Origin of the sequence: Streptosporangium vulgare (genome assembly GCF_042428775.1) — a bacterium.
Lineage (GTDB): Bacteria > Actinomycetota > Actinomycetes > Streptosporangiales > Streptosporangiaceae > Streptosporangium > Streptosporangium vulgare.
Genome location: NZ_JBHMBS010000001.1, coordinates 519803 through 532922 on the forward strand (window position 1 = coordinate 519803; position 13120 = coordinate 532922).

Annotated in this window: 12 protein-coding genes; all 12 read left to right on the top strand. The window is 72.3% G+C overall.

All coding sequences use genetic code 11. The features are described from left to right. Positions 1–7: 7 nt before the first annotated feature. The 12 genes from ACFFRH_RS02270 to ACFFRH_RS02325 all read left to right on the top strand — a co-directional run bounded on the left by ACFFRH_RS02270 (position 8) and on the right by ACFFRH_RS02325 (position 13096). Entirely contained in the window at positions 8–1555 is a 1548-nt protein-coding gene (locus ACFFRH_RS02270; protein ID WP_386153702.1) for a UDP-N-acetylmuramoyl-tripeptide--D-alanyl-D-alanine ligase, read from the top strand. Beyond that, positions 1552–2610, top strand: a complete 1059-nt coding sequence (gene mraY / locus ACFFRH_RS02275; RefSeq protein WP_386153705.1) for a phospho-N-acetylmuramoyl-pentapeptide-transferase — start codon at positions 1552–1554, stop codon at positions 2608–2610. The genes ACFFRH_RS02270 and mraY overlap by 4 nt, the downstream gene beginning before the upstream one ends. Before the next feature lie 58 nt (positions 2611–2668). Then, a complete protein-coding gene (gene murD, locus ACFFRH_RS02280) occupies positions 2669–4060 on the top strand; it encodes a UDP-N-acetylmuramoyl-L-alanine--D-glutamate ligase (protein WP_386153708.1) in 1392 nt (463 codons plus the stop codon). After that, the gene (gene ftsW, locus ACFFRH_RS02285) at positions 4057–5391 is read left to right on the top strand and encodes a putative lipid II flippase FtsW (RefSeq protein WP_386153711.1); all 1335 of its coding nucleotides are present in this window, start codon (positions 4057–4059) and stop codon (positions 5389–5391) included. The genes murD and ftsW overlap by 4 nt, the downstream gene beginning before the upstream one ends. A gap of 14 nt (positions 5392–5405) precedes the next feature. Continuing rightward, entirely contained in the window at positions 5406–6494 is a 1089-nt protein-coding gene (murG, locus tag ACFFRH_RS02290; protein ID WP_344748321.1) for an undecaprenyldiphospho-muramoylpentapeptide beta-N-acetylglucosaminyltransferase, read from the top strand. A gap of 158 nt (positions 6495–6652) precedes the next feature. Next, the gene (gene murC / locus ACFFRH_RS02295) at positions 6653–8059 is read left to right on the top strand and encodes a UDP-N-acetylmuramate--L-alanine ligase (RefSeq protein WP_344748308.1); all 1407 of its coding nucleotides are present in this window, start codon (positions 6653–6655) and stop codon (positions 8057–8059) included. 40 nt (positions 8060–8099) lie between these two features. After that, positions 8100–8768: a cell division protein FtsQ/DivIB gene (locus ACFFRH_RS02300; RefSeq protein WP_386153715.1), complete on the top strand. Its 669-nt coding sequence runs from the start codon at positions 8100–8102 to the stop codon at positions 8766–8768. A 236-nt stretch (positions 8769–9004) separates the two neighbouring features. After that, positions 9005–10399, top strand: coding sequence for a cell division protein FtsZ (gene ftsZ / locus ACFFRH_RS02305; RefSeq protein WP_386153718.1), 1395 nt, complete (start codon positions 9005–9007; stop codon positions 10397–10399). Between the two features lie 90 nt (positions 10400–10489). Beyond that, a complete protein-coding gene (locus ACFFRH_RS02310; protein WP_344748311.1) occupies positions 10490–11194 on the top strand; it encodes a YggS family pyridoxal phosphate-dependent enzyme in 705 nt (234 codons plus the stop codon). A gap of 121 nt (positions 11195–11315) precedes the next feature. Further along, complete coding sequence (locus tag ACFFRH_RS02315; protein WP_329093101.1) at positions 11316–11819, top strand: cell division protein SepF; 504 nt, start codon at positions 11316–11318, stop codon at positions 11817–11819. An 82-nt stretch (positions 11820–11901) separates the two neighbouring features. Then, positions 11902–12189: a YggT family protein gene (locus ACFFRH_RS02320; RefSeq protein ID WP_344748313.1), complete on the top strand. Its 288-nt coding sequence runs from the start codon at positions 11902–11904 to the stop codon at positions 12187–12189. 49 nt (positions 12190–12238) lie between these two features. Further along, positions 12239–13096: a DivIVA domain-containing protein gene (locus tag ACFFRH_RS02325; RefSeq protein WP_329093103.1), complete on the top strand. Its 858-nt coding sequence runs from the start codon at positions 12239–12241 to the stop codon at positions 13094–13096. Positions 13097–13120: the final 24 nt, after the last annotated feature.

The window sequence follows — 13120 nt, forward strand, 5'->3', positions numbered from 1 at the left end:
ACGCATCATGATCCCGTTGCCGCTGGCCAGGATCGCCGAGATCACCTCGGGGGCCCTCGCGGGCATGGCCGACCCACGCGCGGTGGTGCGCGGCCCGGTCGTCACCGACTCCCGCGCCGTCGAACCGGGGTCGCTGTTCGTCGCGATCAAGGGCGAACGGGTCGACGGGCACGACTTCGCCGCCCAGGCCGTCGCGGCCGGGGCGGTCGCCGTGCTGGCCTCCCGGCCCGTCGACGCCCCCGCCGTCATCGTCGGCGACACCGTGGCCGCGATGACGGTCCTGGCCACCGCGGTCTGCGCGGCCCTGCCGGCGACCACGGTCATCGGCCTCACCGGCTCCGCGGGCAAGACCACCACCAAGGACCTGCTGGCCAGGCTCACCGCGAGGATCGGCCCGACGGTCGCCACGTCCGGCTCGTTCAACAACGAGATCGGCCACCCGCTGACCGTGCTGAGGGCCGGCGAGGACACCCGCTACCTGGTGCTGGAACTCGGCGCGAGGAGCGCGGGGCACATCACCCACCTGGCCCGCGTCGCCCCGCCGAGGATCGGCGTGGTCCTCAACGTCGGCACCGCCCACCTGGGCGTCTTCGGCGGCAAGGCGGAGATCGCCAGGGCCAAGGGCGAGCTGGTCGAGGCGCTGCCCGCCGAGGGCGTGGCCGTGCTCAACGCCGACGACCCGCTGGTGGCCGCGATGGCGGAGCGCACCCGCGCCCGCGTCACCTGGTACGGCCGGGCCGAGGGCGCGACCGTGCGGGCCGAGAACGTCACCGTCGACGAGCGGGGACGCGCCTCCTTCACGCTGCGCACCCCCTCGGGCGCCGCCCCGGTCGGCCTGCGCCTGTACGGCGAGCACGCGGTGGAGAACGCGCTCGCCGCCGCCGCGGCCGCCTACGAGCTCGGCCTGCCGGTCGCCACCATCGCCGAGGAGCTGTCGGAGGCCGAGCCCCGCAGCCGCTGGCGGATGGAGGTCACCGACCGCGCGGACGGCGTGACCGTGATCAACGACGCCTACAACGCCAACCCCGACTCCATGCGGGCCGCCTTCGGCGCGCTGGACGCGCTCGCGGGCGACCGCCGCCGCTTCGCGGTCGTCGCCGCGCTGCGCGAGCTGGGCGACGAGAGCGTCGCGCTCAACGAGGGCCTGGGCCGCCTGGCCGGGAGCGCGGGCCTCGCGGGCCTGTTCGTCGTCGGCCCCGACGCCGACCCGGTCCTGGCCGGGGCCAGGGCCGCCGTGCAGGCCGCGGGCCGCGTACCGGCCGCCTCGGGGGCGTACCACGGAGCGGGGGGACCGCCGGGTGGCGGCGCGGGCGAGCCGCCCGGCGCAGGCCGTGCCGGCCGTCCCGCGCCCGTCGCCGCGTTCGGGGACCCCGAGGGCTCCGCGGCGGGCGGGACTCCGGCCGTCACCCGGGTCTCGCACGCCGCCGACGCGGCCCAGGCGGGCGCGGAGCTGGCGGCGATGCTGGCACCCGGCGACGTCGTGCTGGTCAAGGGACCGCGCGCGGCGGGCCTCGAACGCGTGGCCGCGGCGCTGCTCGGAGGTGACCGCCGATGAGGGAGATCCTCGTCGCGGCCGCGGTGAGCCTGCTGCTGTCCATGCTGGGCACGCCGCTGGCGATCCGCCTGTTCTCCCGGCGCGGCTACGGGCAGAGCATCCGGGAGGAGGGACCCTCCGGCCACCACGACAAGCGCGGCACCCCCACCATGGGCGGCACCGTGATCGTGATCGCCGCGCTGGTCGGCTTCGCCTGCGCCCACCTGTACAGCTTCACGCCCCCCACGGTCTCGGCCGTCCTCGTGCTGTTCCTGATGACGGGACTGGGCGCGGTCGGCTTCCTCGACGACTTCATCAAGATCTACAAGCAGCGCAGCCTCGGCCTGCGGAGCGGCGCCAAGGCGCTGGGCCAGCTCATCGTCGGCGCGGTCTTCGCGGTCCTGGTGACCCGCTTCCCCAACGCCTACCTGATCACCCCGGCCGAGACGCGCCTGTCGTTCCTGAGGGACTTCGGCCCCTCCATCGGCCTCATCGGGTTCACCATCTGGGTGCTGATCATGATCGTCGGGTTCTCCAACGCGGTGAACCTCACCGACGGCCTCGACGGCCTGGCCAGCGGCGCCACCGGCGTGGTGCTGGCCTCGTACGTGCTGATCGGCAACTGGCAGCTGCGCAACAGCTGCACCACCCAGCTCGGGCCCAACTGCTACTGGGTCCGCGACCCGCTGGACCTCGCCGTGGTCGCCGCCGCGGTGCTCGGCGCGCTGGTCGGGTTCCTGTGGTGGAACGCCCCGCCCGCGAAGATCTTCATGGGTGACACCGGCTCGCTCGCCCTGGGCGGCGTGCTCGCCGGGCTGGCCATCACCACCAGGACCCAGATCCTGCTGATCATCCTCGCCGGGATGTGCGTGCTCATCACCATGTCGGTGATCATCCAGGTCGGCTTCTTCAAGATGACCGGTAAACGGGTCTTCAGGATGGCCCCGCTCCAGCACCACTTCGAGCTGAAGGGCTGGGCCGAGACGACGATCGTGGTCCGCTTCTGGCTGATCGCCGCCCTGTGCGCCGCGGCCGGGCTGGGGATCTTCTACGTGGAATGGATGCCCAGGCTGTGAACGGGCGGACGAGACGGGCACGGCGGGCGGAGCGGTCGGGCGCGGCCGGGGAGGGCTCGTGATCTGCGTCGCGGGGCTGGGGGTCTCGGGCGTCGCCGTGGCCCGCACGATGGCCGGGCGCGGCGAGAAGGTCGTCGTCCTGGAGGGCCGCGACGGCGAGCGGGCCAGGGCGGTCGCCGACGAGCTGACCGCGCTCGGCGTCGAGGTCCGCTTCGGCGAGCCCGCCGGACCTCCCGCGGGCACCTCCCTGATCGTCACCACCGGCTGGCCGCCGCACCACCCGCTGCTCGCCGCCGCCGCGGCGGCCGGGATCGAGGTGATCGGCGAGGTCGAGCTGGCCTGGCGGCTCCGCCCCGAGGGCGCCGCCCCCTGGCTCGCGCTGACCGGCACCAACGGCAAGACCACCGCGGTGCGCATGCTCACCTCGATGCTCCTGGCCGCGGGCCACCGGGCGCTCGCCGTCGGCAACGTCGGCACCCCGGTGGTGGAGGCCGTCACCGGGCCCTCGGACGTGCTCGCGGTGGAGCTGTCCAGCTTCCAGCTGCACCGCGCGCCGGGCATCGCCCCGTACGCGGCCGCGGTGCTCAACGTGGCGCCCGACCACCTCGACTGGCACGGCTCCATGGAGGAGTACGCCCGCGTCAAGGGGGAGATCTTCGCCAGGGCCGGGACCGTCGTGCACAACGCCGACGACGAGTGGGCGACCCGCCTCGCCGCGCCGTACGGGAGCACCGGTGTGGTGCGGAGCGTGGGCTTCACCCTCGGGGTGCCCCGGCCCGGCCAGCTGGGCGTGGTCGAGGACCTGCTGGTGGACCGGGCGTTCGTGGCCGAGCCGCGCAGCAACGCCGAGGAGCTCGCCTCGCTCGCCGACGTCCGCCCGTTCGCCCCGCACAACGTGGCCAACGCGCTCGCCGCCGCGGCCCTGGCCAGGGCCTACGGCGTGCCCGCCGCCGCGGTGCGCCAGGGACTGCTGGACTTCGTGCCCGACCCCCACCGGATCGCGCACGTGGCCAGGGTCGCCGAGGTCGACTACGTGGACGACTCCAAGGCCACCAACCCGCACGCCGCCGCCGCCTCGCTGGCCGCCTACCCGTCGATCGTCTGGGTCGCCGGAGGGCAGCTCAAGGGCGCCGACGTCGGCGAGCTGGTACGCCGCGCCGCGCCCCGGCTGCGCGCCGCGGTGCTCCTGGGCGCCGATCGCGAGCGAATTCGCGAGGCTCTGGCGCGACACGCCGGGAATGTTCCGGTGGTGGAGGTCGCGGGGCAAGACACTGGGGTCATGGACCGTGTCGTCACCGAAGCCGCCAGGCTCGCCGCCCCCGGAGACACCGTGCTGCTGGCCCCGGCCGGCGCCTCTCTGGACATGTTCGCCGGTTACCCCGCCCGAGGGGAGGCGTTCGCCCGGGCCGTGCACCGTCTCGCCGAGGGGCACGACGGGGGAGCGGCGTGAGCGCGACGACCCAGGAGGGGGCGCCCGCCCCCAAGGGGGCGCCGGCCCGCAAGGGCGCGCCCGCGCGGGAGGGGGCGCCCGCGCGCCCCGACGGGTTCCGCGAGCACCTGCTCGCCTTCCGCGAGCTGCTCAACCGGCCGCTGACCTCGTACTACCTGATCCTGGGGTGCAGCGCGCTGCTGCTCACCCTCGGCCTGATGATGGTGCTGTCGGCCTCCAGCATCGAGGCGCTGCAGGAGATGGGCGACCCCTTCTACTGGTTCTTCAAGCAGTCGATCTCGGCCGCGCTCGGCCTCCCGCTGATGTGGATCTGCGCGCAGCTGCCGCCGAGGTTCTTCAGGCTCGCCGGCCTCCCGCTGATGGCGCTGTCGATCCTCGGGCTGGTGCTGGTGCTGTTCGTCGGCACCTCCCAGCTCGGCGCCCAGCGCTGGATCGACCTGGGCCCCATCTACCTGCAGCCGTCCGAGCCCGCCAAGCTCGGGCTGATGCTCTGGGGCGCCGACCTGCTGGCCCGCAAGGCGCGCAACGGCCTGATCGAGTGGCGCAGCCTGTTCATCCCGCTGATGCCGGGCACCGCCATCCTGGCCGTGATGGTCATGCTGGGCAGCGACCTGGGCACCACGCTGGTGCTGATGCTGATCTTCCTGTCGCTGCTGTGGGTGGTGGGGGCGCCGCTGAAGCTGTTCGGCGGGATCCTCGCGGTGGCCGCGCTCGCGGCCATCGTCATGATCAGTACGGAGGGATACCGCTCGGACCGGATCACCGGTTGGCTCGACCCCTGGGGCAACGCCCGGGACCTCGGCTACCAGGCCGTGCAGGGGCAGATCGCGATGGGCAGCGGTGGCTGGTTCGGGCTCGGCCTGGGCTCCAGCAGGCAGAAGTGGAGCTGGATCCCGCACGCCGAGAGCGACTTCATCTTCTCCATCCTCGGCGAGGAGCTCGGCCTGATGGGCACGCTCGTCGTGGTGGCCCTCTTCGGGCTGCTCGGCTACGCGGGGCTGCGGGTGGCGACCAGGGTCAAGGACCCGTTCGTCCGGCTCGCCGCCGCCGCCGCGGTCGCCTGGATCGCCGGTCAGGCGATCGTCAACATCGGCGCGGTCATCGGCGTGCTGCCCATCACCGGCATCCCGTTGCCGCTGGTCTCCTACGGTGGGTCGGCCCTGCTGCCCACCCTCGCGGCCCTCGGCATGCTCCTGTCGTTCGCCAAGCAGGAGCCCGGCGCCCGCGAGGCTCTCGCGGCCCATGGCCCCGGACCGGTGGCGCGGGGCCTAAGCTGGCTTGGCCTGGGTGGTCCGGCCGGGAAACGACGGCCGGGCCGCGGAAGACGATAAGCGAAAGGACCGACATGAGGGTGGTCCTCGCCGGTGGCGGGACGGCCGGTCATATCGAACCGGCGCTGGCTCTGGCCGACGCGTTGCGCCAATTCGACCCCAACATCGGGATCACCTGCCTCGGCACCGAGCGCGGTCTGGAGACCAGGCTGGTGCCCGCCCGGGGATACGACCTGCAACTGGTGCCCGCGGTGCCGCTGCCCCGGGCCCTCACGCCCCAGCTGCTGAGCGTGCCCGGCCGCCTGGCGGGTGCCATCAACGCGGCCGCCGGCATCATGGACCAGGTCCGGGCCGACGTCCTGGTCGGCTTCGGTGGCTACGTGGCGACCCCCGCCTACCTCGCGGCGCGCCGGCGCGGCGTGCCGATCGTGGTGCACGAGGCCAACCCGCGCCCCGGCCTGGCCAACCGGCTGGGCGCGCGCCTCACCGAGCACGTGTTCACCGGCCACCCGGACACGCCCCTGAACCGCGCCGAGCACATCGGGATCCCGCTCCGCAGGGAGATCGTGAACCTGGACCGGCTGTCCATGGGCGACAAGGCCCGGTCCTGGTTCGGCCTGGAGGCCGACCTGCCCACGCTGCTGGTCACCGGCGGCTCCCAGGGGGCCCGCTCCCTCAACCAGGCGGCCCTCGCCGCCGCCCCCGCGCTGCGCAGGGCCGGGGTGCAGGTGCTGCACGTCATCGGCCCGAAGAACACCCTGGAGGAGGAGCCTCCGCCGGGTGACCCGCAGTACGTCGTGCTGCAGTACGTCGACCGGATGGACCTGGCCTACGCGGCGGCCGACTTCGCCCTGTGCCGCAGCGGCGCGATGACCTGCGCCGAGCTGACGGCCGTGGGCCTGCCGGCCGCGTACATCCCGCTGCCGCACGGCAACGGCGAGCAGCGGCTCAACGCCACCCCGATCGTGCAGGGCGGCGGCGGTCTGATGATCGACGACGCGGAGCTGTCGGCGGAGTGGATCGTCCGGAGCGTGCTGCCCATCCTGTCCGACCCCGAGCGCGTGGTCACCATGTCGGAGGCGGCCTCCAGGATGGGCAGGAAGGACGCCGACGTGACGCTGGCACGCAGGGTGTTGCAGATCGCGGCGCTGGGGAGGGGCTGAATGGGCACCGAGGGGATCACCGAGGGGATCACCGCGGGGACCGCGGAGGGGATCACCGAGCGGATCCGGCGCGGCGACCGCGAGGCCGCCGGAGGCGGACGAGGGCCGGACGCGGAGCGGACACGCCCGCGCGGCGCACGAGGAGGGGTGAGCGGCCGATGAGCCTGGTCAAGCTGGTGGATCCGGTCGCGGCCGGTGACCTGGGACGGGTCCACTTCATCGGGATCGGCGGTTCCGGCATGTCCGGGATCGCGCGCATCCTGCTCAAGCGGGGCGTGCCGGTCTCCGGCAGCGACGCGCGGGGCTCGGACATGGTGACGGAGCTGCGGGATCTGGGGGCGAGGGTCAGCATCGGCCACGCCGCCTCGCACATCAAGCACGTCGACACCGTCGTGGTCTCCACCGCGATCCGCGACTCCAACCCCGAGCTGGGCGAGGCGCTCCGCCAGGGCCTGCGGGTCATCCCCAGGGCCGCGGCGCTCGCCTCCGTCATGGCGGGCAAGACCGGTGTCGCGCTCGCCGGCACCCACGGCAAGACCACCACGACCTCGATGCTCACCGTGGCGCTGCAGAAGTGCGGCGCCGACCCCTCCTACTGCGTGGGCGGGCAGCTGGTGACGACGGGCCTGGGCGCCGACGAGGGCTCGGGCGGGGTGTTCGTCGCCGAGGCCGACGAGAGCGACGGCTCCTTCCTGATGCTCGCCCCCGACATCGCCGTGGTGACCAACGTCGAGCCCGACCACCTGGACAACTACGGCGATCCGCGCGCGGTCCACGACAGCTTCGCCAGGTTCGTCGAGCGCGTCACCGCCACCATGGTCGTCTGCGCCGACGACCCCGGCTCCGCCGCGCTCATCCCGATCGCCCGCGCGCGCGGGCTGAAGGTGATCACGTACGGCGTGGCGGAGGACGCCGACCTGCGGGTGAGCGGGATCGTTCCCGAGGGGCTGGGCATCACCTTCACGATCGCGGGGCGCGGTGAGGTCAGGCTCGCGGTGCCCGGCCGCCACAACGCGCTCAACGCCGCCTCCGCCATCGCCGTGGCGGAGGAGCTGGGCGTCTCCTTCGACGAGATCCGCGACGGGCTGGCGGCCTTCACCGGCGCCAAGCGCCGCTTCGAGGCGAAGGGGGAGGCGGGCGGGGTGGCGGTCTTCGACAGCTACGCCCACCACCCGACCGAGCTCGCCGCCGACCTGCGCGCGGCGCGGGACGTGGTGGCGTCCTTCTCCGGCGACGGCAGGGTCATCGCGGTCTTCCAGCCGCACCTGTACTCGCGCACGAGGTTCTTCGCCGACGAGTTCGGCGCCGCGCTCGGGCTCGCCGACGAGGCCGTCGTCCTGGACGTCTACGGAGCCCGTGAGGATCCCGAGCCCGGCGTGTCGGGGGCACTGGTGGCGGGCAAGGTGCCGCTGCCCGCGGAGCGGGTGGCCTACGCCCCCCACCGCGACGGCGTGCCCGCACTGGTGGCGGGCCGGGCCAGGCCCGGTGACATCGTCCTGACCATGGGCGCGGGCGACGTGACGGAGCTGGGCCCCAGGATCGTGGCGGAGCTGGCCGCGCGGTGACCCACGTCGGCGGGCGCGGGTCGCCCGAGGGGGAGTGGCGATGAACGGGGTGTGGCGGCCGGCCTTCCTGGCCCTGCTCACCGTGGGGGTGGTGGGCATCGCCGCGTGGCTGGTGTTCTTCTCCCCGGTGCTCGGGGTGCGGGAGATCCAGGTGGACGGCAACGCGGGCCTGTCCGCGGAGCAGATCCGGCGGGCGGCGGAGGTGCCCGCGGGCATGCCCCTCGCCACCGTCGACGTGGCCGAGGTCGAGGGCAGGATCGGCAGGATCCCGCAGGTCGAGTCGGTGACGGTGAGCCGCGCCTGGCCGGGCACCCTGCGTGTCGAGGTCGTGGAGCGCTCGCCGGTGGCGGTGGTGCCGGTCGGTGAGAGGTCCGCGCTGATGGACCGCCACGGGATGGTCACCGAGGTCAAGGACGTCGCGCCTCCGGCGCTGCCCGTGCTGCGGGTGTCGCGCCCGGGACCCGCGGATCCGGCGACCGTGGCGGCGCTCACCGTCCTCACCGCGTTGCCGGAGAATCTCGCCCGCAAGGTCGCGGAGGTGCTCGCGCCGTCGGCGGAGACGGTCTCGCTGCGCCTCAAGGACGGCCGCGCGGTCGTGTGGGGCGGCGGTGACCGTCCAGCGGACAAGGCGCGGATCCTTGTTACGCTGCTCAAGCGTCCGGCCGACACCTATGACGTCAGTTCGCCTGACGTCGTGACGGTCAGGTGATCTCATCGGATGGCGGGCGTTCCCGGAGCGTTCCCGGAAAAGGGCGGTCCCGCGACACGCTGAACGCGCTGCGGCGCGGTTAGTTGACCCGCCAGGAGCGCAACTCCTACTGTCCGTATCACTCCTCAGGTTGACATAAAGCTAAATCTCAACTTGAGGGTGAGGGTTTTGGAAACGACGGCACGGGCCCCGTGCCGCATGAAATTGCAAGTCAACGAGCGGAAAGGCCCCTCGTCGTGGCAGCACCGCAGAACTACCTCGCGGTCATCAAGGTTGTAGGAATCGGCGGAGGCGGAGTCAACGCCGTCAACCGGATGATCGAGGAGGGACTCAAGGGCGTCGAGTTCATCGCCATCAATACCGACGCCCAGGCGCTGCTGATGAGTGACGCCGACGTCAAGCTCGACGTCGGGCGCGAACTCACCCGCGGCCTCGGCGCGGGAGCCAACCCCGAAGTCGGGCGCAAGGCGGCCGAGGACCACCGCGAGGAGATCGAGGAGGTCCTCAAGGGGGCCGACATGGTTTTCGTCACGGCCGGTGAGGGAGGCGGCACGGGCACCGGCGGCGCCCCGGTGGTGGCCAACATCGCCCGCACGCTCGGCGCGCTGACCATCGGCGTGGTGACCCGGCCCTTCAGCTTCGAGGGGCGGCGCAGGGCGATGCAGGCCGACGCCGGCATCGAGACCCTCCGCGAGGAGGTCGACACCCTCATCGTGATCCCGAACGACCGGCTGCTGTCGATCTCCGACCGGCAGGTGAGCGTGCTGGACGCCTTCAAGGCGGCCGACCAGGTGCTGCTCTCCGGTGTCCAGGGCATCACCGACCTGATCACCACGCCCGGCCTGATCAACCTCGACTTCGCCGACGTGAAGTCGGTCATGTCCGGGGCGGGCTCCGCCCTGATGGGCATCGGCCACGCCCGCGGCGACGACCGCTCGGTCGCGGCGGCCGAGATGGCCGTCTCCAGCCCGCTGCTGGAGGCCAGCATCGACGGCGCGCACGGCGTGCTGCTGTCGATCGCCGGTGGCTCCGACCTCGGCCTGTTCGAGATCAACGAGGCGGCCCAGCTCGTCTCCACCGCCGCCGCGCCGGACGCCAACATCATCTTCGGTACGGTCATCGACGACGCCCTCGGCGACGAGGTGCGCGTCACCGTGATCGCGGCCGGGTTCGACGAGCCCGCTCCCGAGCCCAAGCCGCTCCCGCAGCCGGCCGCGCGTCCGCAGGCCGTCTCGCGCCAGGCCCCGCCGCCCTCCGCGGCCCCGCCGGTCCGCCCGCTGTCGCCCACGGTCAAGGCCGAGCCCCGTCCCGAGCCTCGCCCCGAGCCCAGGGTGGAGCACGCGCCGCCCCCGCCGATGCGGCCGGTCTCCAGCTCGCAGCCCTCCCAGGCGGAGCCGGCGCCCCAGCCGCAGCAGATCTACCCGGTCCACCAGGCGCAGCCCTCGGCGGAGCACGCCGAGCCGCACCGGGTGGAGGAGCCCCACTCCCCGCCGCTGTCGATCCCGCGCCCGGCTCCCGAGCCCTCGCAGCCGACGCCGATCTCGGCCAGGGCCACCGACCCGGCCAGGCGCCGACCGGTGATCTTCGAGGAGCAGGAGGAGGAGCTGGACGTCCCCGACTTCCTGAAGTGACGTCTCTCACGGTGGGGGCGGTGACGGACCGCCCGGCCGTGCCGGGAAGAATGGGCCCCGCCGGTTTGCCAGTGTCCGAGCGGCGGAGATGTGACGGAAACAACACGACGTGACGAGATCGCGGCCGGGCTGGCCCGGGTCGAGGCGCAGATCGCCGAAGCCTGCCGGGCCGCCGGCCGTCACCGCGAGGAGCTCACCCTCATCGCGGTGAGCAAGACCTACCCCGCCTCCGACGTACGGATCCTCGCCGAACTCGGGATCACCGACGTCGGGGAGAACCGCGACCAGGAGGCCTCCGCCAAGGCCCGCGAATGCGCCGGGCTCGGTCTCCGCTGGCACTTCGTCGGCCAGTTGCAGACCAACAAGGTCCGCTCGGTGGCCGGCTACGCGGACGTCGTCCACTCGGTCGACCGCCCGCGCCTGGTCACCGCGCTCAGCAGGGAGGCGCTCGGGGCGGGACGCTCCATCACCTGCCTGGTGCAGGTCGCGCTCGACGGCGATCCCGGGCGGGGCGGGGCGAGGCCCGAGGACGTGGAGGCCCTGGCCGACGCCGTCGCCGGAGCCGAGGGGCTCGAACTGGGTGGGGTGATGGCGGTCGCGCCACTGGGCGAGGAGGCGGGCGAGGCGTTCGCGAGGCTGCGGGAGATCGCGCGGTCCGTGCGCAAGGCCCACCCGGGCGCCGGCGTCATCTCGGCGGGTATGAGCGGGGACATGTCCCAGGCCATCGCCAACGGTGCGACACACCTGCGTGTTGGTACGGCGTTGCTCGGTCGCAGGAAGCCCTTCGTCAGGTAATGTCCCTTCAAGTGGACCTTGGCGTCCGCGTATCCGGACAACGGTCGAACGGTGGTGAGCTCAAGGCGGTCGGGCCGGCCCCCTCGGGCACATCTGAAGTAAGACGGAGGAAGAAGTAGCGATGGCCGGCGCGATGCGCAAGATGGCGGTCTACCTCGGTCTTGTTGAGGATGACCGCTACGAGAGATACGACAGCTACCCCGACGACGAGTACGAGGAGTTCGACGACGCTCGCCGCGAGGGCGACGAACGCCCTGGCACGGTCCACGACCTCCAGGACGACACCGATCCCGGCGTGCCCGCTCCGAGGCCCGCGACGGCCCTCCTGGAGCGCCGCACGACCGATCTGGCGCGCATCACCACGCTCCACCCCCGCACGTACAACGAGGCGCGGACCATCGGCGAGCACTTCCGTGACGGCACGCCGGTCATCATGAACCTGACCGAGATGGTTGACAGCGACGCCAAGCGCCTCGTCGATTTCGCGGCAGGTCTGGTCTTTGGCCTACACGGCAGCATCGAACGTGTTACCAACAAGGTGTTCCTGTTGTCCCCAGCCAATGTCGAGGTGACCGCCGAGGACAAGGCCCGAATCGCGGAACGCGGATTCTTCAACCAGAGCTAGAGTTCCACCATGAACAGTGACCGGCCCGACAGGTCCCGACAGGACAGAGGACGGCAGAGCGGAGTGGAGGCGGGTACGGACCGTGGGGATCGTTAGCGGGATCTTGGTCTTCGTCCTGTCCATCTATCTCATCCTGCTGATCGGCAGAATGATCTTTGAGACGGTGCAGGCGTTCGCACGTCAGTGGCGCCCCACCGGCATCGTCCTGGTGCTGGCGGAGGCCGTGTACACGGTGACCGATCCACCTCTCAAGTTCCTCCGCCGTTTCATTCCACCACTCCGGTTGGGTACGGTGGCCTTTGACCTAAGCTTCACAGTGCTGTTCATTGTGGTCTTGGTCTTGATCCAACTCGTGTCCGCGCTTCGTTGATCGGGTACCGTCCCCCCGGACAGACTCCAAGCGCGCCAAGGAGACCGAAATGCCGCTGACACCCGCCGACGTGCGGAACAAGCAATTCAGTACGACCCGCCTTCGGCCGGGTTACGACGAGGAAGAGGTAGACGCCTTCCTCGATGAGGTCGAGTCCGAGTTGGACCGTCTCATACAGGAGAACGAGGAGCTCCGCGCCAAGCTGGCGGAGTGCCTGCGGGGCAAGGTCCCCGGCGGTATGGGCATGGCCATGGCGCCCGCCCCCATCGCCGAGCCCAAGCCCGAGATGATGATGCAGCAGCCGGAGCCGATGCGCGCTCCCGAGCCGGTGCAGCATCAGCAGCCCGTTCCCGTCGGAATGGGAATGCCTCCGGCCGAGGACAACATGGACACCGCGGCCCGGGTGCTCGCCCTCGCGCAGCAGACCGCCGACCAGGCCATCGCCGACGCCCGCCGGGAGGCGGACGAGACGGTGACCCGGGCGCGCCGCGAGGCCGACGACATCCTCGGCAAGGCACGTCGCCAGGCCGAGCAGGTCATCGGTGACGCGCGTGCCCGAGCGGAGACGCTGGAGCGCGACGCGCAGGAGCGGCACCGTCAGGCGATGGGCTCCCTGGTGCAGACCCGCGACGAGCTGGAGCGCAAGGTCGAGGAGCTTCGCAGCTTCGAGCGCGAGTACCGCAGCCGTCTGAAGCTGTACCTGGAGAACCAGCTCGCCGAGCTGAACGTGGCTGCCGAGGGCAGCGGCGGGTTCCCGATCGTGAGCGGGCCTCCGGCCATGTCCCACGCGGTGCCTCAGGGCGGTCAGCCGACCCTCCAGAGCGCGCCCAACCCGTTCGGCGGCGACCCCTCGCAGCATTCCGGCGCCTTCCAGGGCGTTGACGGTCCTCACAACGACCGCCGCTAAGGTGTCGGGTCATCCCTTTGACCC